A 19,057-nucleotide genomic window follows, 5' to 3' on the forward strand; every position below is an offset into this window, starting at 1 on the left:
TCGGGCGATGCCGGACGAGGCCGCCATCGGAACGCTTCCGATGTCGCCGCTCATTTTCGGTCTTCCTCGAACTGTTCGGCGCCTTGGACCGGCCGTAGCCACGGTTCGCGGCGCTTGATCCAAAGTTCGTAGCCCGGAACAAGCGGCGTTGGCGCCTCGGACAGGATGCCGAGCTTGATTTCCGCCTCCTCGTCATCGACGGAAAACAGTCGCGAACCACAGCCGGTGCAGAAATGCCGGCCTTGGAACGCGCCGGTTTCCCCGGAATGCTCGAATTGGCCGGCGGGCCAGATGCCATAGAAGGTGAAGGCCGAACCGCTCTCCTTCCTACAGTCCATGCAATGACAGATCCCAACGCGTATGGGTTCGCCGCGAACAGCGATGTGCACCTGCCCGCAAAGGCATTGTCCGGAAAATACTGTCATGGTTGATACCTGTTTCGACGATCTTGCGATGCCCGAGAAAACGGCCCGGCTCGGAATCGGTTCCACGGTGGTCGGCTATATCACCACGATCTGATTATCGCGGGCGGCAAAGGCGCCGGGAAAGGCGGCCTGCGCCTGGGCTTCCATTTGCGCCAGCTGCTCATCCGTGCGCGAAGGGGCGTGGTGGAAGAGGGCGAAGCGTTTGGCGCCCGCGATCTTTGCCAGCTCGGTGCCGTGCTGCCAGGTCGAATGGCCGAAGCCCTTGAAACGCTGCATCTCGTCTTCATTGTAGGTGCAGTCGTAGACGACGAGATCGGCGTCCCGCATCATCTCCAGCGAGACTGGGTCATAACTGCCGGGAATATGTTCGATATCATAAATCAGGGCGATCGAACGGCCCTGCCATTCGATGCGGTAGCCGATGGCGCCGCCCGGATGGTTGAGCATGAAGGTCTTGATCTCGATGCCCTCGTGAGGCGTCAGCGCCTGGCCGGGATGGAAGTCGCGGAAGTTCATCGTCGCCTGACAGATGTCGGTCTTGACCGGAAACCAGGGCGGGCTGATGAACTGCTCGACCATCTCACGCGTGCTCATCTTGCCGTCGAGATGGCCTGACCAGATGTTGAGGTTGATCGAGGGATAATAGATCGCCTTGAAGAAGGGCAGGCCGATAATGTGGTCGTAGTGGCAGTGGCTGAAGAACAGGTCGACGTCGCTGACGCTGTCGGCGAGCAACGACAAGCCCGCCTCGCGCAGACCGGAGCCGGCGTCGAAGATCATCCTGTGTTCTCCGCAGCGAATTTCGATGCAGGAAGTGTTACCGCCGTAGCGGTCGAACTCGGGGCCCGAGACGGGAATACTGCCGCGGACGCCCCAAAATTTTAACTGAAACAGTTCTGTCGTCATCGTTCTTCAAACCGGCCTTCCCGCACCGCCATCGTAAACATAGTTTATCCCGATGCGAAGCAGCAGAATTCCACGGGTTTGCCTGTGTCCCCTTTCATTCCCCTAACCGCTAGCGGAAGAAGAAGTAGATTTTCCTAAGCAATCGGCTTTCGCCTCGGAAAGCAACCCAGTATGGTTGGTTTTCGGTAAAACGTGCTGCTGGGGTGGGGACATTTTCCCGTGAATCATGCCTATTAGATGGTTGCGCGCGATCGAAAAAACAATTGCCCCCTTCCAAGCTCGAATCCAGTGTCGACCGATCGCGCTAAAGTCGACGGCCGGAAGGCCGGCGCATGCGCCGGTGGGGCGAGGCCGGATCCTTATCCAGGTTCAATCTCGGTAGAAAGCCGCATCCTCTGAGAAAATTGTGCCCGCTGCAGCGCGAATGTTTCCTTGATCGGTATTGCCGAAAAGCGATATATCCGATGATATGAAAAATATAAGAGACTCGGTGATGCTGCAGCCTGTCGTGAACGAGACCATCGCCGAAAGCAGTTACCGGCGCATTCGCGCCGACATCATTTTCGGGCGGCTGGCGCCCGGCCAAAAACTCAAACTGGAAAGCCTGAAGGAATCCTACGAGACCAGCATCAGTACGCTGCGGGAGGTGCTGAACCGGCTCTCATCCGAAGGGCTTGTCGTTGCCGAAGGACAAAAGGGGTTCGAAGTCTCTCCGGTGTCGGTTTCCGACCTCAAGGAGACGGCGGCCATGAGGCTGCTCCTCGAGAGCCATGCCTTGGAGCAGTCATTCGCGCGTGGCGACGTGGAATGGGAGGCGCCGCTTGTCGCGGCCCACTACAAACTGGCGCGGATGGAGCAGGTGATGTCATCCGGCGATACCAGCAGGGCCGAGGACTGGAAGCGCTACGACTGGGAGTTCCACCAGGCGCTGATTTCGGCCTGCGGATCGAAACTGCTGATGCAGACCCATTCGGTGATCTTCGACAAATATCTGCGATATCAGATGGTTGCCTTGTCCTACCGGGGCGACGTCGCCGCCGATGAACATCAACAGCTTTTGGATGCGGCCTTGCGGCGGGATGCGGAGACCGCCAAGCGGGTGCTTGCCTTCCATATCCAAGGCGGGGTCGAGCATGCTTTGGCGCGGGGGACGTTGAAATGACAGCGGACGCTCGTCGGGCCATCACACCGGGAAAAGCCATGCTCAAACACGTCCACGACCCGGCTGAAACCGTAAGCGATGTCGTTTTTCGGCAGATCCGCCAGGATATCATATCGGGGATATTGCCGCCGGGCGCGAAGATCAAGCTGGAGCAGGCAAAGGAGCGCTACTCCATCGGCATTTCGTCGCTGCGTGAAATTCTGAGCCGCCTGACCACGGAGAACCTCGTCGTCGCCGAAGGGCAGCGTGGTTTCGAAGTCAGCCCGGCTTCGCGGCGGGAGCTGCTGGAGCTTGCCGATCTGAGGATCGTTCTTGAAACGCATGCGATCGGCCTTGCATTCGCTGCGGGCAATCTCGAATGGGAAGGGCGCATCGTCGCGGCCCATCACCGGCTGGCTGCCGCCGAGCGCAAGCTGCTGGCAGGCGACGTCTCGCGCACCGTCGACTGGGTGCGATACGATTGGGAGTTCCATCAGGCGATCGTCTCGGCCTGCAATTCGGAGACGTTGATGACAACCCTGTCGTCCGTCTTCGACCGCTTTCTCCGTTACCATATGCTCGCCGAAAGTTTTCGCGGAAAACCTGTTGTCGACGACCACCGGCTGTTGTTCGAACTGTCCATTCAGCGTGACGTCGCCGGTGCGACCGAGGTGGTCAGACGGCATGTCCATAGCGGCGTCGAACATGTGCTGAAGAGCGGCCGCATTCTCTAAAGGAAATTAATCGGCGTCTTTCGGAATTCCTTCCGGGCGCATCTGTCTTTTCAGCGCGGCGATCCGGAAAATTGCGTTCGGGGCGCCATAACCGCGATATCCGCGGCGCTCGACGATCTCGAAAAAGAAACCCTCTCCATAGGTGCCGCTGTAGAGCTGGAAATATTCGCCATGCTCGTCTCGGTCATAGAGGATGTTCTCCGCTTTCAGCCGCTCGGTCATGACAGGATCGAGCCCGAAGCGGGCTTCGACGTCGTCGTAATAGTTCGGCGAAATATGCAGGGATCGGAAACCGCAGCTGCGAAGCTTTTCGGCGGTTGCAAAGATGTCGTCGGTCGAAAACGCCAGGTGCTGGATGCCGGACCCGAACTTCTCGGCAATGAAATGGCCTGCCAGGGTGCGGCGATTTTCGGCCCCGTTCATGGTTATGCGCAACGCGCCCGACTGGTTTTCGACGACCTGGCTGCGCACCACCCCGGCTGGATCGATGATGTCGACCATCGGGGTCTTATGGGTCTCGAAGATCGAGGTGTAGAACAGAAGCCAGGTGAGCATTTCATCATAGCCGACCGTCTGGGCGACGTGATCGACGCGAATAAGGCCGGCAGACGCCGTGTCGGTGTCGTCGGTCACCGGGCGAAAGTCGATTTCGGAAAAGCGGCCCAGGGCGCTCTTGTCGTCGATCAGATAGACGATGCCGCCGCCGACGCCCCGAATGGCGGGCAGCTCGAGCTCACCCTTCGCCACAGGCTGGGCGAAGGGCTCGGCATCGAGAGCAAGCGCACGTGCATATGCCTTTGCGGCATCGTCGACCACCAGCGCCATGGCATAGGCAAACGTCCCATGCACGGCGTAGGCTGCATTGGCAAATCCCGCCTGATCGACATTGACGAGGATCCGGATCTCGCCCTGCTCGAACAGGGAAACTTTCTTGGTGCGGTGGACGGCGGTCTGTTTGAAGCCGAGGGTGCGCAGCAGGGCCACCAGCTCGACTTCATCCTGTTCGTCCGTGGCAAACTCCACGAAGCCGACGCCTTGGACGGCAGCCCTTTCCGGCATCGCCGCCCCGGTCATGCTGCCGGTGCCGAGATGGCGGCGCACCTGATCGCCGAGATAGATCAGCGAGCGGTGGCCATCGGCGGCGATCGGCCTCGACAGGCCGCCTCGAAACTGGTCGTTGAAAATCTCCAGCGAGAAATAGCCGTCATAACCTGTGGCAGCGACGGCTTCGGTAAACGCCGTGACGGGAAGGTCGCCTTCGCCGGGCATATTGCGGAAGTGGCGGCTCCAGTAGAGCAGGTCCATGTCGATCAGCGGTGCATCGGCAAGCTGGACGATGAAGATCTTCTCTTTCGGAATCGAGCGGATCGAATTGACGTCGATCTTGCGCGACAAGGTGTGGAAACTGTCGAGGATGAGACCGACATTCGGATGATCGGCGCGCCGGACGATTTCCCAGGCGTCGCGGTGGTCACTGATATGGCGACCCCAGGCCAGCGCCTCGTAACCCACCCTCAGTCGACGCCGGGCGGCACGCTCGCCAAGTTCCCGGAAATCCTCAGCCGCCCGGTCGATGCCGCCGATGGCGGCCGGCGAGACGTTCGAGCAGACCAACACCAGATCCGTTCCAAGCTGCTGCATCACGTCGAACTTTCGTTCGGCGCGATCGAAGGTGCGGCTGCGCAGCGGCTCCGGCATGCCCTCGAAATCACGAAACGGCTGAAACAGCGTGATCTCCAGGCCATGGTCGCGCACCAGTTTTCCGACATCGGCCGGGCTGCCGTCGAAGGCCAGGAAATCGTTTTCGAAGATCTCGACGCCGTCGAACCCCGCCCGGGCGATCGCCTCGAGCTTCTCAGGCAGTTCGCCGCTGATCGTCACAGTCGCAATCGAGGTCTTCATAGCAAAACCCTTTCGGCACCCACGGCCAGCCGCGAAAAATCGCTCTCACCTATTATTGCAAATCTCGTGAGGAATTCAAATAGCTTGAGGCATTATAAAATCTCATATGATTTTGAAAAACTCTGTTGATTTGCGCGTCGGTCTCTGGCAATCATTTCTTCCACAGTCAAAAGGTGAGGTGGCTGTCCGGTCGAAAGGCCGCCAAAAGAGGAGGAAACAGAATGTTCAAATCTATGCTGACGCGTCGAAACGCGATGCTCGGAGCCGCGGCCCTGGTGGCTGCCGTCACCTTGGCGCAACCGGCCGCCGCCATCACGCCTGACGAAATCAAGGCTCGCGGCAAGATCATCGTCGGAATCCAGGGCGACAACCCGCCTTGGGGCTTTGTGACCAGCGGCGGCAAACAGGACGGCCTCGATGCGGATATTGCGACGCTGTTCGCCAAGGAACTGGGCGTTTCCGTCGAGTTCGTGCCGCTCGAAGTCAACAACCGCATTCCGGCGCTGACGGCGGGGCGCGTCGACGTTCTCTTTGCAACCATGGCAATGCTGCCGGATCGCGCAAAGGCCGTGCAGTTCAGCAAGCCCTATGTGGCCAACGCCATCGTTCTGATCGGTCCCAAATCGGCGGAAATCAAGACCAATGCCGACATGGCCAAGTTCACGATCGGCGTCGCCAAGGGCGCTGCGCAGGACACGCAGGTGACGAAGAACGCGCCTGAGGGTACGACGATCAGGCGCTATGACGGAGACGCTGCGAGCGTCCAGGCCCTGGTCTCCGGCCAGGTCGATGCGCTGGGCGGCAACATCTTCTATATGGACCGGGTGAACAAGGCGCGCCCGGGCGAATTCGAAAACAAGCTTGAATTCCAGAAGCTCTACAACGGTGCTTGCACACGTCTCGGCGAGAAGGAAATCAATGCGGCGCTGAATAGCTTCATCGACAAGATCAAGACAAACGGCGATCTCAAGGCCGTCTACGACAAGTGGATGAAGGTCCCGGTGCCGGAATTCCCGGACACGCTGGAGGGCATTCCGTTCGCGGCGAACTGAGCCAAGGGTCAAGGCGGGACGAGGTCCGGCCATCTGGCTGGTGACAAGGCCCGCCAACCACTCTTCCGTCAGGCTCGGGCTTGTCCCGGGTATCTTCGGCGGCAGATCCTCGGCACAAGGCCGAGGATGACGCCTAGTGAGACGAAGCCCCCCACCAAACAAGGCGGGCATGCCAATGCCCGTCGACGCAACAGCCATGCCCAACGCCCTGAGGTGCGCGACATGACCAGAACCATTTTTGTGCTCAACGGACCGAACCTCAACCTTCTGGGTGAGCGCGAGCCCGCAATCTACGGTTCGACGACGCTGGCCGATATCAGGGACAGGTGCCTGGCAAAGGCCGAGAGCCTCGGCTTTGCCATCGACTTCCGCCAGACCAATTTCGAGGGCGAGCTGGTGGAAAGCGTGCATCAGGCCCGCAAAGAGGCCTGCGGCATCATCATCAATCCGGCCGGTTACACCTTCACCTCGATCGCGCTTCTCGATGCGCTGAAAATGTTCGACCCGCCGAAGATCGAGCTGCACATCTCGAATGTTCATGCGCGCGAAAGCATCTACCACAATTCGCTGATCTCGCGCGTCGCCACCGCCATCATGATCGGTTTCGGCGCCCGCGGTTACGAACTCGCCGTCGAAGCAATGGCCGACATGGCGGGAGCAGCGAAAGCATGAATTACAAGCTGGATTTCACCCCTGTTATCGATGGGCTGCCGAACCTGCTGCTCGGTTGTCTCGGGACGTTCCTGCTGGCCATTTGTGGAATGCTGCTGGCGATCGTCATCGGGATCGGCGGGGTTGCCCTGCGCGACTCCGCGCTCAAGCCCTTGCGGTGGCTGGTCATCGCCTTCGTCGAGCTGATCCGCAACACGCCGTTCCTGGTGCAGATCTTCTTCATCTATTTCGCGCTTCCGCTCACCGGCATTCGGCTCGATCCTACACCGACGGCGATCATCGCACTCGGCATCAATGGCGGCGCCTACGCGATCGAGATCATTCGCGGCGGCGTCCAGTCGATCCCGAAGGGGCAGATGGAAGCCGGCCTGGCGCTTGGCCTGCACAAGGCGCAGGTCTTCCGGCTGATCATCCTCAAGCCGGCACTGCGGGCGATCTATCCGTCGCTCACCAGCCAGTTCGTGCTGTTGACGCTGACCACCAGCATTGCCTCGGCGATCTCGGCCTATGAGCTGACCTCCGTTTCCCAGCGCATCGAATCGGAGAGCTTCCGGAGCTTCGAGGTCTACTTCACGGTCACGCTTTTCTATTTCGTGATTTCCTGGGTGATGATGCGCCTGTTTGCGGCGTTTTCCGCCCGCTACTTCAAATATCCCGTCAAGTAGGAGGAATTCCATGGGTCACGACGAGTTGGTCTTCCTCCTGATCGGCCTGAAATGGACCGTGGTCCTGTCCGCGGTCGGTTTTGTCTGCGGCTGCATTGCCGGGCTCGGCGTCGCTCTCGCCCGCGTCTCGGGCAACCCGCTCTTGGAACGCCTGACCGCCGGCTACATCGCGGTCTTCCAGGGAACGCCGCTTCTGATGCAGCTTTTCGTGGTCTATTACGGTCTGGCTCTGATCGGGCTGATGCTCGATGCCTGGGTGGCCGTCGCCATCGGGCTGACGCTGCATGCCAGCGCCTATCTCGGCGAGATCTGGCGCGGATCGATCGAAGCGGTTCCGCGCGGCCAGACGGAAGCGGCAAAGGCGCTCAGCCTCAGATACATCTCCCGCATGAGGGATGTCATCCTGCCGCAGGCGCTGCGCATCTCGCTGCCTGCCACGATCGGCTTCCTCGTGCAGCTGATCAAAGGCACCTCTCTTGCCTCGATCGTCGGCTTCACCGAGCTGACGCGGGCCGGCAACATCATCTCCAACCAGATCTTCCAGCCGCTGACGGTCTTCGGCGTCGTCGGCATCCTGTACTTCCTGATGTGCTGCCCGCTGACAATCCTCGGCGCGCGCCTCGAGCGAAAGTTTGCCGCTTCCGCGCGCTGATCCGCATCCCCTTCTTCTTCGATGCGGCCTTGACCGCCAATTGTGGAGTTCTACCGATGACCAGTCCCACGCCCGCCCAGGCCGCAGAAACCATGATCAACATGGCGCAGGTGGAAAAGTGGTACGGCTCGTTTCAGGCCCTTCACGACATCAACATGACGGTTCGCAGCGGCGAGAGGATCGTCCTGTGCGGGCCCTCCGGCAGCGGAAAGTCGACGCTCATTCGCTGTATCAACCATCTCGAGACCTACCAGAAAGGTGAAATCCGGGTCGGCGGCATCGTTCTCAGCGACCAGGCCAAGACCATCGATGCGATCCGCCGCGAGGTCGGCATGGTCTTCCAGCAGTTCAACCTGTTTCCGCACCTGACCGTGCTGCAGAATTGCATGCTGGCGCCGATGAAGGCGATCGGCGTCGGCAGGGCGGAGGCCGAGGAACGGGCGCGCGGGCTGCTCGAGCGGGTCAAGATCCTGGAACAGGCCGACAAATATCCGGTTCAGCTCTCGGGCGGCCAGCAGCAGCGCGTCGCCATTGCCCGCGCGCTCTGCATGCGGCCGAAAGTGATGCTGTTCGACGAGCCGACGTCGGCGCTTGACCCGGAGATGGTCAAGGAGGTGCTGGATACGATGATCGCGCTGGCCGACGAGGGCATGACGATGATCTGCGTCACCCACGAGATGGGTTTTGCCCGCCAGGTCGCCGATCGGGTGATCTTCATGGCCAGCGGCGCGATCGTCGAGGAAGCCCCGCCCGCCGAATTCTTCACCAACCCGCAGCACGAGCGAACCAGAAAGTTTCTCGGAGAAATCCTGCGGAAATAAGCGGTTTCAAGGCCGAACCCTCGTCAAATTCTGGAGCCGATGATGAAGCCATTGAAGATTGCAGTCATGGGAGCCGGCCTGATCGGCAGACGCCATGCCGAGCGCGTGATGACAGAGCCCGGAACGCTTCTCTCCGCCGTGATCGATCCGTCCCCGGTCGGTCGCGATTTCGCCGGCAATGCCGGCATCCAATGGTACCCGTCGTTCCAGGACATCCGCGCCGAGGACAGGCCCGACGGCGTCATCGTGGCAACGCCGAACCACCTTCACGTCGAGAATGCGATGGAGGTTATTACCGCCGGCATCCCTGTTCTTATCGAGAAACCGATCGCCGACGACGTCGACGCTGCCGCAGCGCTGGTGACCGCCGGCGAGAGGGCGGGGATACCGCTCCTCGTCGGTCATCACCGCCGCCACAACCCGATGATCCAGGTGGCCAAACAGATCGTCGACGGCGGCAGGCTTGGCCGGATCGTCACGGTGCACGGCATCTTCTGGGTCGCCAAGCCGGACGACTATTTCGACATCCCCTGGCGGCGGGAAGCCGGCGCCGGCCCGATCTTCGTCAACCTGATCCATGATGTCGACCTCTTCCGATTTCTGTTCGGCGAGGTCGAGGCCGTGCATGCGATGGAATCGCACGCGGTGCGCGACCACGCCGTCGAGGACACGGCCGTCGTCTCATTGCGGTTCGCGAACGGCGTTCTCGCCACGCTGACCGGCAGCGATGCGGTGGCCGCACCCTGGAGTTGGGAGGCGACGACCGGCGAGAACCCTGCATTTCCTCGCTATGCCGGACATTGTTACCAGATCGGCGGCACGAAGGGTTCGCTCGGCATTCCCGATCTGACGCTTTGGACAGCGACGTCGAAGCCGGATTGGCTGGAGCCGCTTGCCGAGGAGCGCGTGGCTTACGAGGCCGCCGATCCGCTTTGCCGTCAGCTCAGCCATTTCTGCGATGTCATTCGCGGCGAAGCAGCACCTCTCGTGAGCGGGTGGGAGGGCCTTGCCACCCTCAGGGTCGTCGAAGCGATCAAGAGATCGGCGCGCTCGGGGCAGATGATCCACCTCGCTGACGCCGGCGCCTCTGCCGATCCCCAGAAAGTCTAGCCACATGATCACCGGGACGACCAAACTCATCGCCCACCTCGGCTACCCCACCGAGTCCTTCAAGGCGCCTCTGATCTACAACCCCTATTTCGAGAAGAACGGCATTGATGCGGTCGTCGTGCCGATGGGCTGCCGGCCGGAAGACTATCCGGCGTTCTTGAAGCTTGTCTTCCGGCTCTCCAATATTCACGGCGCGCTCATCACCATGCCGCACAAGATTGCGACGATGGCGCTGCTCGACGAAGCCTCGACCAACGCCAAAGTCGCAGGCTCGTGCAATGCGGTGCGTCTTACTTCGAATGGCAGGCTGATCGGCGACATGTTCGATGGTGAGGGCTTCGTGCGGGGCGTTCTGCGCAAGGGCAAAAAGGTCGAGGGCGCAAAAGCGCTGGTCGTCGGCGCTGGCGGCGTCGGTTCGGCGATCGCGGCATCGTTGGCTAAGGCGGGCGTCGCCCATCTGGCGATCGTCGACGCCAACGAGACGACCGCGACGGCGCTGCTCGACCGGTTGAAGACATATTATCCCCACCTCCACGTCACGGTCGGCTCTCTCGACCCAACCGGCTTCGACATCGTCGTCAACGCGACACCACTTGGAATGCGGCGGGGTGACCCTCTTCCGATCGATGTCGACCGCATCTCCCCATCGACCTTCGTCGGCGAGGTGGTGATGAGCAGGGAGATGACCCCTTTTCTCGAGGCGGCCCGGGCGCGCGGCTGCACCTTTCAGGTCGGCACGGATATGCTGTTCGAACAAATCCCCGCCTATCTCGAATTCTTCGAATTCCCGACAACGACGGCCGACAATCTGCGGGCAATCGCCAAGCTCGGTTGATGCTCGTTTCGCGTGGCTTTAGGCAGTTCCAAGCCGCTTGATATTCCCCGTCAATTCCCGCGCCAGCCGCAGGCTGCCGGCGGTTGCCATCGTCATTTGCGGCAGTAGCAGCCATTCGAGCGTCCAGGCAGCACCGGAGCGTTCCTGCTCGTGGACGAGGGACTGGTGGATGCCCGACAGGGCCGTGGCGTTGAAGCGGGCGAGCGAGACCAGGGTTTCGGCGGCGACGGGGTTCTGTTTGTGCGCCATCGCCGAGGAGCTGCCGCCGCCTGCGATTTCGATCTCTTGGCCTGCCTGGGCAAGCAGAGCGATATCCTGACCGATTTTGCCGAGGCTGCCCGAGATCGACGCAAACAGCCCGGCGATGTCGGCGATCGGCAGACGCGCGCTCTGCCATTGCCTGGTGTCGGTCAAGCCAAGTTCCTGGGCGAGCGAGGCGCGGATGGCCGGGCCGTGCGGCCCGAGCTTGTCGAGGGTGCCGGACGCGCCGCCGAACTGGACGGGAAAACTGTGCTCGGTCAGGCGGTCGCGATAGATCCCCAATGGCGCGCGCCAAGCAGTGAGGCGGTCGCTGACCGAAATCGGGATGGCTGCCTGCATGCGGGTATGACCCATCAGCCGGTTGCGGCCGAACCGGCGGTCGAGCGCACCGAGTTCGGCGACGATGGCGGAAAGCCGGCCGGCAAAGAGGAAAACCACCGCCTTCAGGCGGATCATCAGGCTGGTGTCGATCACATCCTGGCTGGTGGCGCCGAGATGCAGACTTTTGGCCACTTCCTCGCCGACTTCGGTGCGCAGCTGCTTGATGAGCTCTGGAACGACGACGCCGTCCCTTGCCGTTGCCGCTCGAAGATGGTGCAGATCGGGGGAAAGGCCGGCGCAGATTTCGGCGATCCGCCTTGCGGCTTCGGCGGGGATCAGGCCATGGATGGCTTCGGCCCTCGCCAACGCAGCCTCGAAGGAGAGCATGGCGCGGATATCGGCCTCGGCGGAGAAATAGCGCGCGATTTCATCGTCGCCGAGCAGGCCGGAGAGGAAGGGGTGGTCGAAAGGCGATGTGGTCATGGTCTGCTCGTTTGTGGTGGCGGGCCCTCGTCCGGCTCCACCTTCTCCCGAGGGGAGAAGGGATTTGGGGCACTGTTCCCCACTCGCTTCCGGGAGAGGGCAGGCAGACGCTACCTGCGCAAGGCCATATCAGCAAGCCTCCAACGCGGGCCTCAGATATCCAGAAACACTGTCTCCTGAGGACCCTGCAGATGGATATCGAAATGGCAGGTGGCGCCATCGCGGGTGGCGACCATGGTGGCGACACGCTCGCGATGCTCGATGCGCAGAAGCAGCGGGTCGGCGGCGTTGGCCTCTGTCTCCTCAGGGAAATACATGCGCGTGTGCAGGCCGATATTGATGCCGCGGGCAACGATCCAGAAAGTGATGTGCGGGGCCATCTTGCGGCCGTCCTTGAAGGGGACGCGGCCGGGCTTGATGGTTTCGAAGCTGTAGACGCCGTCTTCAGCGCGGGTCGGGCAACGACCCCAGCCGGTGAAATTGGGGTCGGCGGCGCCGCGCATTTCCGAGGGGCTGTTGTAGAGGCCGGCGCTGTCGGCTTGCCAGATCTCGACGACGGCATCACGCACCAGGGCGCCGGCGCCGTCGAAAATGCGGCCGTTGACGGTGATGCGTTCGCCGAGCGTCTTGTCGTTGACCATCTGGGTGCCGAGGTCGCTGTCGTAGACACCCGTTATGTCGCAGAAATTCGGCGTCAGGCCGATATGGACATAGGGACCGGCCGTCTGCGACGGGGTTTCCTTGAGGTAGCCGAGCTGCTGCATGGTCAATTGCCCTCCAGCTTGTTTTCGAACATCGTCGAGCGGCGGCCGCGCAGGACGATATCGAATTTATAGGCGCGTGAATCCATTGGGATGGTATTGCCCCAGTCGAGCAGCGCAATCAGCTGTTCGATCGCCGCCTTGTCGGGGATCGTGCCGACGATCGGACATTTCCAGATCATCGGATCGCCCTCGAAATACATCTGGGTGATCAGACGCTGGGCAAAGCCGTGGCCGAAAACCGAGAAATGGATATGGGCCGGGCGCCAGTCGTTGATGCCGTTCGGCCAGGGATAGGCGCCGGGCCGCACCGTGCGGAAATGGTAGCGGCCCTCCTCATCGGTGACGGCACGGCCGCAGCCGCCGAAATTCGGATCGATCGCCGCCAGATAGCTTTCCTTCTTGTGGCGATAGCGCCCGCCCGCATTGGCCTGCCAGAATTCGACCAGCGCGCCGGCAACCGGCTTGGCGCGCTCGTCGAACACGCGGCCATGAACGATGATGCGCTCGCCGATGGCGCTTTCGCCGGGCCGCGCATAATTCAGAATCAGGTCGTTGTCGAGCTCGCCAAGCATCGAATGGCCGAAGACCGGACCGGTGGTTTCGGAGATCGTGCCATCGAGCGAGAGCAGGGCGCGCTGCGGCGCACGCAGCACGGAGGTCTTGTAGCCGGGGGTCAGCGCCGGCGCATGCCAGGCGCGGTCGCGGGCGAAGAAGGCGCCGGTCTCCGGCTTTCGGTTGACTAATTCGGACATTTCTCCCCCTCAGGCCGCCTTTTCGGCGTCCATTTGTGCAAAGGTGTGTTTGGCGATCTTGATCGCATGATTGGCGGCGGGAACGCCGGCATAGATTGCCACATGCAAGAGCGCCTCGCAGACATCCTCGCGGGTCGCGCCAGTGTTGGCGGTGGCGCGCACATGCATGGCGACCTCGTCGTCCTGGCCGAGAGCAGCGAGCAGGGCGATGGTGACGATCGAGCGCTCGCGCTTGCTCAGCGCCGGGCGCGACCAGACATGTCCCCAGGCGGCTTCGGTGATCAGCTCCTGGAAGGGCCGGTCGAACTCGGTCGCCGCAGCGGCGGCGCGGTCGACATGGGCGTCGCCGAGCACCGCGCGGCGGGTCGCCATGCCCTGCCGGTAGCGCTCGGAGGAGGCGGTCTCGTTCATCGGTTGGGTTCTCCAGGCGGAAGAGATGAGAGGAAGGCACGGATGATCGCCGTCAGCGCTTCCGGCTGCTCGACGCAGGGAATGTGGGCGCAGTCTGGGATGACCTCGTAGCGGGCGTTGGAGATCAGCTTTGCTGTGGAAAGCACGAGATCGGGCGGCGTCGAGCCGTCCTGGTCGCCGACGATGCAGATCGTCGGGACAGTGATCCTCTTGGCCGCTTCGGTGAAATCGGCATCGCGGATCGCTTCGCAGGCGGCGATATAACCTTCGACCGGCTGGCGCGTCAGCATGTTGCAATAGCCTGAATAGGCGGTGTTTTCGGGCCGGCGGAAGGCAGGCGTGAACCAGCGCTCCATGATGGCGTCGACGATGCTGCCGATGCCGTTTTTCTCGACCGCGGCGATGCGGGCGTTCCAGCTTTCAGCCGTGCCGATCTTATGGGCAGTGTCGCTGAGGATAAGGGCGCCGACAAGATCCGGCCGGCGCTGATAGAGCGACTGGGCGATGAGGCCGCCGACGGAGAGGCCGAAGATGACGGCGTCCTTCACCGAAAGCAGATCGAGCAAGCCGGCGAGATCGGTGGCGTGATCCTCGATCGACGAGGGCAGCTGGCCGACATCGGAGAGGCCGTGGCCGCGCTTGTCGTAGAGTACGATGGCATAGTCCCCGGCAAGCCGCACCACGACATCGCGCCAGATGCGGAAATCCGTGCCGAGCGAATTGACAAAGACGATCACCGGCCGGTCGGCAGGCGCGCCGATGACCTGATAATGGATCGTCCCGTCATTTATGCGGGCGAATTGCACGTCAATCTCCTCCGTCATCAAGTCAGCTCAGCTGGGGTGCCCCTCATCCGGCTGCCGCCACCTTCTCCCCGCGGGCGGGGAGAAGGGGATATGCCGCACCGTCTCCGTCAAACTCAACGCCACGTTTGGCACGTCCCCTCGCCCCGCTTGCGGGGAGAGGGTTAGGGTGAGGGGCATTCGCGCCCTCCGTCATGCTCGGCCTTGAGCCGAGCATCCACCCGGCACCCGCGGCAGGGATTCTCGGGTCAAGCCCGAGGATGACGGAATGCGGGGTAGGCTTCTCGCCAAACTCGTCCCGGCATAGCCCATCCAACGGCACACTCTCCTGTTCGCAAAATTGACTGGTTGATCCGGTTAAGTAAAATGATATTTATAAGCCTTTCGATAACCTCGGAGTTATGTGAACGATGATCGACAGCCGCGTCAAGTTTCGTCATCTGCAGACCTTCGTCGAGGTGGCGCGGCAGAAGAGCGTCATGAAGGCGGCCGAATTGCTGCATGTCAGCCAGCCGGCGGTGACGAAGACGATCCGCGAGCTCGAGCAGGCACTGGGTGTCGACGTCTTCGAGCGCGATGGTCGCGGCATCAAGATCACCCGTTACGGCGAGGTCTTCCTGCGGCACGCCGGGGCGGCGCTGACGGCGTTGCGCCAGGGGCTCGATTCCGTCTCGCAGGAACAGTTCGCCGATGCGCCGCCGATCCGGATCGGCGCCCTGCCGACGGTGTCGTCGCGCATCATGCCGCGGGCGATGGAGCTCTTCCTCAAGGAGCGGACCTGGAGCCGGGTGAAGATCGTCACCGGCGAGAACGCCGTGCTGCTGGAGCAGCTTCGCGTCGGCGATCTCGATATCGTCGTCGGACGCCTGGCGGGTGCGGAGAAGATGGCGGGCTTTTCCTTCGAGCATCTTTATTCCGAGCAGGTGGTGTTTGCCGTGCGCGCCGGCCATCCGCTGCTCGACGCCGGGCAATCGCCCTTTGCCGGTTTTGGCGATTACACGGTGCTGATGCCGACGCGGGGCTCGATCATCCGGCCGGTGGTCGAAAATTTCCTCATCGCCAACGGCGTCTCCAGCCTGCCGAACCAGATCGAGACAGTGTCGGATTCCTTCGGCCGCGCCTTCCTGCGCTCGAGCGACGCGATCTGGATCATTTCCAACGGTGTGGTCGCCGATGACGTCGCCGACGGGCGGCTGGCACTGCTGCCGGTCGATACGAGCGAGACCAGGGGGCCGGTCGGGCTGACGATGCGCGCCGATGCCGTGCCGTCGGCGCCGCAATCGATCCTGATGCAGACGATCCGGGAGGCGGCCGGGGAGGTTTCTTGAGGTAACGGAGATGGACCGATGGAGGATCAGAAGAAGGATCTCGGCAGGCGGGCGACGGAAGCGACGGTGAAATTCGCCGCCGTGCTCGCGGTGATGATCTTCGTCGCTGCAGGTTCGCTGTCCTATTGGCAGGGCTGGCTGTTCTTTCTCAATTTTTCCGCCTGGATCGTTGCGACGACAGCCTATTTCCTGAAATATGACCGCGGCTTGCTGGAACAGCGGCTGCATGTCGGGCCGGCTGCGGAGCGGGAGCCGGCACAGAAGCGTATTCAATTTTTCAACGGCATCGTGCTGATTGGGCTCTTCATCGGCTCGGCGGTCGATTATCGGTTCGGCGGGTCGGCCGTTCCTGCGCCGATCGTGATTTTCGGCAATATCCTGGTCGCAGCTGGCTTTTACGGCTGCTTCCTGGTCCTGCGGCAGAACAGCTTCGCCTCGGCGACGGTCGAGATCCGCAGGGATCAGCGGGTTATTTCGAGTGGGCTCTATAGCGTCGTGCGCCATCCGATGTATGCGGCGGCGCTGGTGCTCTTCGTCGGCATACCGCTGTCGCTTGGCTCGTATTGGGGCTTGCTTGCCATCCCTCCTGCCTTTGCCGGACTCGTCGCACGGCTGCTGGACGAGGAGAAGCATCTGGTAAGAGACCTGCCGGGTTACGCCGGATACCGCCGCATGGTCCGCTACCGGCTGCTGCCTGGATTGTGGTGATATCCGAACCGGCAGTTGGAAAGACCAGCTCTTTAAATCTCTTGATGCAAGCCTAGATTTGGACTATGTCTAATTCAAGACAGGAAGCTATTATGCAGCATTCGCGACGCAAAGAGCAACGGGAAGACCAGGGGCCACAGCGGCTGGACGTCGAGCGGTTTGCCCGGGCGAACCGCAAAAGGCTGAGTGCACCGGCCTTGCGAACCTTCCTGGCGATCGCCGATCTCTGGGGCCTGAGCGAAGAGCAGCGCCTGCTCATGCTCGGCTACCCCTCCCGGTCGACCTATCACAGCTGGGCCAAGCAGGCGCGCGAGCATGGGGCTTTCACGCTCGATGTCGATACGCTCACCCGGATCTCCGCCGTGCTCGGTATCCATCAGGCGCTCGGCGTGCTGTTTGCGGACGAACGTGCCGGCGTCGCCTGGCTGCGCATGCCGCATCAGGCGCCGGTTTTCGGCGGGCATCGGCCGCTCGATATCGTGACCAACGGAACCCAGGACGGGTTGATGACCGTGCGCCGGTTCCTCGATGGCGCAAGAGGCGGTGTCTATATGCAGCCGAATAGTCTCGACGAGGCCTTCACGCCTTACGAAGACGCGGACATCGTCTTCCGGTGAGCGTGCGTTTTGCAGAAGCGCCGCGTCCCTCCTACCGGCTGATCCCATCGCAATTTCCGCCGATCGGGCTTTTCGATACGGTGACGCGGGCGGCCGATCTCGAAGCCGTGATGGAGCTCGTCGGCTGGACCAATGATCGCCTCGTCGCCGACCGCATCCAGCGGCTTCCCGAGGATGAATGGGTTTACGGCACGCCGAATGCCAGCATCGTGATGGCGGCCTTCCTGCATGTCGCGCCCGGCGGCATGCGTTTCAACGGTCCCGATCTCGGCGCTTGGTATGCCGCCGATGCTCTGAAGACAGCCGCCGCCGAGGTCGGCCATCATCTGAGGCGCGAGGCAGTCGCCCGTAGCATTGCGACAATGGCGCGCACCTATCGAAGCTATGCGGCCACTCTGATCGGCGACTATCTCGATATTCGCGGCGAGCAGACATTGCGGTCCGCCCTCTATGACGGCGCGAGCTATGCGGCGTCGCAAGTGCTGGGCGAAGAGGTGCGTTCGAGCGGCGGCGCCGGCATCCTCTATGACAGTGTCCGGATGAAAGGCGGGGTCAACATTGCAGCACATCGGCCGCGCAACATTCGCGATGTGCTGCAGGCCGACCACTTCGAAATCACCGTTTTCGCCGCCGACCGGCGCATCGATGTCAGGAAGCTCGCCGCCTAGAGGACGAGACGCTCCGCCCAGGCCTTTGCCGTCTTCGCCATCGTGGCGAGGTGATCGGCAGCGGAGAAGCCGGAGATTTTCTTGCGCGGCTTGAGGTCGTGGTCGCCGTCCTCCAGCCAGAGGATTTCGATCTTGCCTGAGAGATCGTAGCCCGGCACCTCGTCCCGCGTGCCGAACTCGTCGCGCGTTCCCTGGCAGATCAGCGCGGGCGTTACGAGCCCCTTGAGGTGAGCGGTGCGCAGTTTCGTCGGCTGGCCGGGCGGATGGAAGGGATAGCCGAGGCAGAGTAGGCCGGCGATCTTGCCTCTGCCATAGAGATCGTCGGCGATCATGCTGGCGACCCGGCCACCCATCGACTTGCCGCCGATGATCAGCGGGCCGTCAACGCCGAGTTCGGCAATTGCTGCTTCATATTCGGGATTGAGCGTTTCGGCCCGCGGCGGCGGCTTGCGGTCTCCGGTGCGGCGGGCGGCCATGTAGGCGAATTCGAACCTGACAACCCTGAAGCCGACGCCGGCAAGCGCTTCCGCCGCTGCTGTCATCGACACCGAATCCATCGGCGCGCCGGCGCCATGGGCCAGCAGGATGGTGAAGCGCGCATCCTGCGGCCCCTTGAGCAGAAATCTGTCGAGCATCGGCAATCCTCCATAGCGCCACCGGAACCATCTCGACGGCCGTGACTTCTTGCCTGAAAGGAGACAGACAATGTCGACGAATGACGAAAACGTAAAGCCCGAGCAGCGGCGCCCCAAAGACGTCAGCGCCGTTCCAGACAAGCCGGAGCCTGCCGATGCAGAATCGCTGGCGCCACCGACGGTGCAGCCGGCTGGGGCGGGCGACAAAAGCGAACGGCCGGTCGTCAACCCCGTAACCGGCGTCGCTTTCTAGGGATCGTAAAATTATGATGCCGATCGGCCCTTGAAACCGCGGCGGAGAGGGCGCATATACCACGCCTGCCTGAAAAATGGATGCATGGGGTATCGACGTCGTCGAACTCTTTGCCGTCCGACAGGATAAGGGCGCTCC

The 19,057-nt window shown here is 62.0% G+C and carries 23 protein-coding genes; 14 read left to right on the forward strand and 9 right to left on the reverse strand.

All coding sequences use genetic code 11. From position 1 onward, the window contains the following. Nucleotides 1–50: 50 nt before the first annotated feature. Together ACS4RS_RS22640 and ACS4RS_RS22645 are read right to left on the reverse strand one after the other, a co-directional pair. Complete coding sequence (locus ACS4RS_RS22640) at nucleotides 51–425, reverse strand: GFA family protein (protein ID WP_439013522.1); 375 nt, start codon at nucleotides 423–425, stop codon at nucleotides 51–53. Nucleotides 426–500: 75 nt separating this feature from the next. Then, nucleotides 501–1,331, reverse strand: a complete 831-nt coding sequence (locus ACS4RS_RS22645; protein WP_439013523.1) for an MBL fold metallo-hydrolase — start codon at nucleotides 1,329–1,331, stop codon at nucleotides 501–503. 493 nt (nucleotides 1,332–1,824) lie between these two features. Here ACS4RS_RS22645 and ACS4RS_RS22650 point away from each other — a divergent pair, with 493 nt between their 5' ends. Continuing rightward, complete coding sequence (locus ACS4RS_RS22650) at nucleotides 1,825–2,493, forward strand: FCD domain-containing protein (protein WP_439013524.1); 669 nt, start codon at nucleotides 1,825–1,827, stop codon at nucleotides 2,491–2,493. A gap of 38 nt (nucleotides 2,494–2,531) precedes the next feature. Further along, the gene (locus tag ACS4RS_RS22655) at nucleotides 2,532–3,206 is read left to right on the forward strand and encodes an FCD domain-containing protein (protein ID WP_439013525.1); all 675 of its coding nucleotides are present in this window, start codon (nucleotides 2,532–2,534) and stop codon (nucleotides 3,204–3,206) included. Between the two features lie 6 nt (nucleotides 3,207–3,212). Here the strand turns inward: ACS4RS_RS22655 and ACS4RS_RS22660 are convergent, their stop codons facing one another. Beyond that, nucleotides 3,213–5,108, reverse strand: coding sequence for a bifunctional sugar phosphate isomerase/epimerase/4-hydroxyphenylpyruvate dioxygenase family protein (locus ACS4RS_RS22660; protein ID WP_439013526.1), 1,896 nt, complete (start codon nucleotides 5,106–5,108; stop codon nucleotides 3,213–3,215). A 221-nt stretch (nucleotides 5,109–5,329) separates the two neighbouring features. On the opposite strand from ACS4RS_RS22660, the gene ACS4RS_RS22665 reads away from it, so the two are divergent. The 7 genes from ACS4RS_RS22665 to ACS4RS_RS22695 all read left to right on the forward strand — a co-directional run bounded on the left by ACS4RS_RS22665 (nucleotide 5,330) and on the right by ACS4RS_RS22695 (nucleotide 10,915). Beyond that, entirely contained in the window at nucleotides 5,330–6,160 is an 831-nt protein-coding gene (locus ACS4RS_RS22665) for a transporter substrate-binding domain-containing protein (protein ID WP_439013527.1), read from the forward strand. Between the two features lie 222 nt (nucleotides 6,161–6,382). Further along, a complete protein-coding gene (locus ACS4RS_RS22670) occupies nucleotides 6,383–6,832 on the forward strand; it encodes a type II 3-dehydroquinate dehydratase (RefSeq protein ID WP_439013528.1) in 450 nt (149 codons plus the stop codon). Then, nucleotides 6,829–7,497 (forward strand): ABC transporter permease subunit, encoded by a 669-nt coding sequence (locus ACS4RS_RS22675; protein WP_439013529.1) that lies wholly within the window; start codon nucleotides 6,829–6,831, stop codon nucleotides 7,495–7,497. The genes ACS4RS_RS22670 and ACS4RS_RS22675 overlap by 4 nt, the downstream gene beginning before the upstream one ends. A gap of 10 nt (nucleotides 7,498–7,507) precedes the next feature. Then, on the forward strand, nucleotides 7,508–8,149 hold the full coding sequence (locus ACS4RS_RS22680; protein ID WP_439013530.1) for an ABC transporter permease subunit: 642 nt from the start codon (nucleotides 7,508–7,510) through the stop codon (nucleotides 8,147–8,149). A 56-nt stretch (nucleotides 8,150–8,205) separates the two neighbouring features. Continuing rightward, nucleotides 8,206–8,970 carry an ATP-binding cassette domain-containing protein gene (locus ACS4RS_RS22685; RefSeq protein WP_439013531.1) on the forward strand — a complete coding sequence of 255 codons (765 nt, stop codon included), beginning with the start codon at nucleotides 8,206–8,208 and terminating at the stop codon, nucleotides 8,968–8,970. Between the two features lie 42 nt (nucleotides 8,971–9,012). Next, nucleotides 9,013–10,080, forward strand: a complete 1,068-nt coding sequence (locus tag ACS4RS_RS22690) for a Gfo/Idh/MocA family protein (RefSeq protein WP_439013532.1) — start codon at nucleotides 9,013–9,015, stop codon at nucleotides 10,078–10,080. Nucleotides 10,081–10,084: 4 nt separating this feature from the next. Further along, on the forward strand, nucleotides 10,085–10,915 hold the full coding sequence (locus tag ACS4RS_RS22695; protein ID WP_449314027.1) for a shikimate dehydrogenase family protein: 831 nt from the start codon (nucleotides 10,085–10,087) through the stop codon (nucleotides 10,913–10,915). 18 nt (nucleotides 10,916–10,933) lie between these two features. Here ACS4RS_RS22695 and ACS4RS_RS22700 read toward each other — a convergent pair whose 3' ends face one another. The 5 genes from ACS4RS_RS22700 to pcaD all read right to left on the reverse strand — a co-directional run bounded on the left by ACS4RS_RS22700 (nucleotide 10,934) and on the right by pcaD (nucleotide 14,713). Then, on the reverse strand, nucleotides 10,934–11,980 hold the full coding sequence (locus ACS4RS_RS22700; protein WP_439013533.1) for a 3-carboxy-cis,cis-muconate cycloisomerase: 1,047 nt from the start codon (nucleotides 11,978–11,980) through the stop codon (nucleotides 10,934–10,936). A gap of 152 nt (nucleotides 11,981–12,132) precedes the next feature. Continuing rightward, complete coding sequence (gene pcaG, locus ACS4RS_RS22705; protein WP_439013687.1) at nucleotides 12,133–12,744, reverse strand: protocatechuate 3,4-dioxygenase subunit alpha; 612 nt, start codon at nucleotides 12,742–12,744, stop codon at nucleotides 12,133–12,135. Nucleotides 12,745–12,746: 2 nt separating this feature from the next. Further along, entirely contained in the window at nucleotides 12,747–13,496 is a 750-nt protein-coding gene (pcaH, locus tag ACS4RS_RS22710; RefSeq protein ID WP_439013534.1) for a protocatechuate 3,4-dioxygenase subunit beta, read from the reverse strand. Between the two features lie 9 nt (nucleotides 13,497–13,505). Continuing rightward, nucleotides 13,506–13,907, reverse strand: a complete 402-nt coding sequence (pcaC, locus tag ACS4RS_RS22715) for a 4-carboxymuconolactone decarboxylase (protein ID WP_439013535.1) — start codon at nucleotides 13,905–13,907, stop codon at nucleotides 13,506–13,508. After that, nucleotides 13,904–14,713 carry a 3-oxoadipate enol-lactonase gene (gene pcaD / locus ACS4RS_RS22720; RefSeq protein WP_439013688.1) on the reverse strand — a complete coding sequence of 270 codons (810 nt, stop codon included), beginning with the start codon at nucleotides 14,711–14,713 and terminating at the stop codon, nucleotides 13,904–13,906. Before pcaD ends, pcaC begins: the two co-directional genes overlap by 4 nt. Before the next feature lie 407 nt (nucleotides 14,714–15,120). On the opposite strand from pcaD, the gene pcaQ reads away from it, so the two are divergent. The 4 genes from pcaQ to ACS4RS_RS22740 all read left to right on the forward strand — a co-directional run bounded on the left by pcaQ (nucleotide 15,121) and on the right by ACS4RS_RS22740 (nucleotide 18,031). Next, on the forward strand, nucleotides 15,121–16,038 hold the full coding sequence (gene pcaQ / locus ACS4RS_RS22725; RefSeq protein WP_439013536.1) for a pca operon transcription factor PcaQ: 918 nt from the start codon (nucleotides 15,121–15,123) through the stop codon (nucleotides 16,036–16,038). Between the two features lie 18 nt (nucleotides 16,039–16,056). Further along, nucleotides 16,057–16,746 carry a methyltransferase gene (locus ACS4RS_RS22730; RefSeq protein ID WP_439013537.1) on the forward strand — a complete coding sequence of 230 codons (690 nt, stop codon included), beginning with the start codon at nucleotides 16,057–16,059 and terminating at the stop codon, nucleotides 16,744–16,746. 92 nt (nucleotides 16,747–16,838) lie between these two features. After that, nucleotides 16,839–17,363 carry an MbcA/ParS/Xre antitoxin family protein gene (locus ACS4RS_RS22735; RefSeq protein ID WP_439013538.1) on the forward strand — a complete coding sequence of 175 codons (525 nt, stop codon included), beginning with the start codon at nucleotides 16,839–16,841 and terminating at the stop codon, nucleotides 17,361–17,363. Beyond that, nucleotides 17,360–18,031 carry an RES family NAD+ phosphorylase gene (locus ACS4RS_RS22740; protein ID WP_439013539.1) on the forward strand — a complete coding sequence of 224 codons (672 nt, stop codon included), beginning with the start codon at nucleotides 17,360–17,362 and terminating at the stop codon, nucleotides 18,029–18,031. The genes ACS4RS_RS22735 and ACS4RS_RS22740 overlap by 4 nt, the downstream gene beginning before the upstream one ends. Here ACS4RS_RS22740 and ACS4RS_RS22745 read toward each other — a convergent pair. Next, nucleotides 18,028–18,666, reverse strand: a complete 639-nt coding sequence (locus tag ACS4RS_RS22745; protein WP_439013540.1) for an alpha/beta fold hydrolase — start codon at nucleotides 18,664–18,666, stop codon at nucleotides 18,028–18,030. The genes ACS4RS_RS22740 and ACS4RS_RS22745 overlap by 4 nt on opposite strands. A gap of 70 nt (nucleotides 18,667–18,736) precedes the next feature. Here ACS4RS_RS22745 and ACS4RS_RS22750 point away from each other — a divergent pair, with 70 nt between their 5' ends. Further along, nucleotides 18,737–18,919, forward strand: coding sequence for a hypothetical protein (locus ACS4RS_RS22750; RefSeq protein WP_054184085.1), 183 nt, complete (start codon nucleotides 18,737–18,739; stop codon nucleotides 18,917–18,919). Nucleotides 18,920–19,057: the final 138 nt, after the last annotated feature.

It is taken from the genome of Rhizobium sp. F40D2, assembly GCF_051810745.2.
GTDB lineage: Bacteria > Pseudomonadota > Alphaproteobacteria > Rhizobiales > Rhizobiaceae > Rhizobium.

Coding starts and splice junctions, on each gene's coding strand:
- ACS4RS_RS22640 (WP_439013522.1), bottom strand. CDS start 425: ATGACAGTATTTTCCGGACAATGCCTTTGCGGGCAGGTGCACATCGCT.
- ACS4RS_RS22695 (WP_449314027.1), top strand. CDS start 10,085: ATGATCACCGGGACGACCAAACTCATCGCCCACCTCGGCTACCCCACC.
- pcaH (WP_439013534.1), bottom strand. CDS start 13,496: ATGTCCGAATTAGTCAACCGAAAGCCGGAGACCGGCGCCTTCTTCGCC.
- ACS4RS_RS22670 (WP_439013528.1), top strand. CDS start 6,383: ATGACCAGAACCATTTTTGTGCTCAACGGACCGAACCTCAACCTTCTG.
- ACS4RS_RS22735 (WP_439013538.1), top strand. CDS start 16,839: ATGCAGCATTCGCGACGCAAAGAGCAACGGGAAGACCAGGGGCCACAG.
- ACS4RS_RS22675 (WP_439013529.1), top strand. CDS start 6,829: ATGAATTACAAGCTGGATTTCACCCCTGTTATCGATGGGCTGCCGAAC.
- ACS4RS_RS22660 (WP_439013526.1), bottom strand. CDS start 5,108: ATGAAGACCTCGATTGCGACTGTGACGATCAGCGGCGAACTGCCTGAG.
- ACS4RS_RS22650 (WP_439013524.1), top strand. CDS start 1,825: ATGCTGCAGCCTGTCGTGAACGAGACCATCGCCGAAAGCAGTTACCGG.
- ACS4RS_RS22680 (WP_439013530.1), top strand. CDS start 7,508: ATGGGTCACGACGAGTTGGTCTTCCTCCTGATCGGCCTGAAATGGACC.
- ACS4RS_RS22750 (WP_054184085.1), top strand. CDS start 18,737: ATGTCGACGAATGACGAAAACGTAAAGCCCGAGCAGCGGCGCCCCAAA.
- pcaQ (WP_439013536.1), top strand. CDS start 15,121: ATGATCGACAGCCGCGTCAAGTTTCGTCATCTGCAGACCTTCGTCGAG.
- ACS4RS_RS22700 (WP_439013533.1), bottom strand. CDS start 11,980: ATGACCACATCGCCTTTCGACCACCCCTTCCTCTCCGGCCTGCTCGGC.
- ACS4RS_RS22655 (WP_439013525.1), top strand. CDS start 2,532: ATGCTCAAACACGTCCACGACCCGGCTGAAACCGTAAGCGATGTCGTT.
- ACS4RS_RS22685 (WP_439013531.1), top strand. CDS start 8,206: ATGACCAGTCCCACGCCCGCCCAGGCCGCAGAAACCATGATCAACATG.
- pcaG (WP_439013687.1), bottom strand. CDS start 12,744: ATGCAGCAGCTCGGCTACCTCAAGGAAACCCCGTCGCAGACGGCCGGT.
- ACS4RS_RS22665 (WP_439013527.1), top strand. CDS start 5,330: ATGTTCAAATCTATGCTGACGCGTCGAAACGCGATGCTCGGAGCCGCG.
- ACS4RS_RS22745 (WP_439013540.1), bottom strand. CDS start 18,666: ATGCTCGACAGATTTCTGCTCAAGGGGCCGCAGGATGCGCGCTTCACC.
- ACS4RS_RS22645 (WP_439013523.1), bottom strand. CDS start 1,331: ATGACGACAGAACTGTTTCAGTTAAAATTTTGGGGCGTCCGCGGCAGT.
- pcaC (WP_439013535.1), bottom strand. CDS start 13,907: ATGAACGAGACCGCCTCCTCCGAGCGCTACCGGCAGGGCATGGCGACC.
- ACS4RS_RS22730 (WP_439013537.1), top strand. CDS start 16,057: ATGGAGGATCAGAAGAAGGATCTCGGCAGGCGGGCGACGGAAGCGACG.
- ACS4RS_RS22690 (WP_439013532.1), top strand. CDS start 9,013: ATGAAGCCATTGAAGATTGCAGTCATGGGAGCCGGCCTGATCGGCAGA.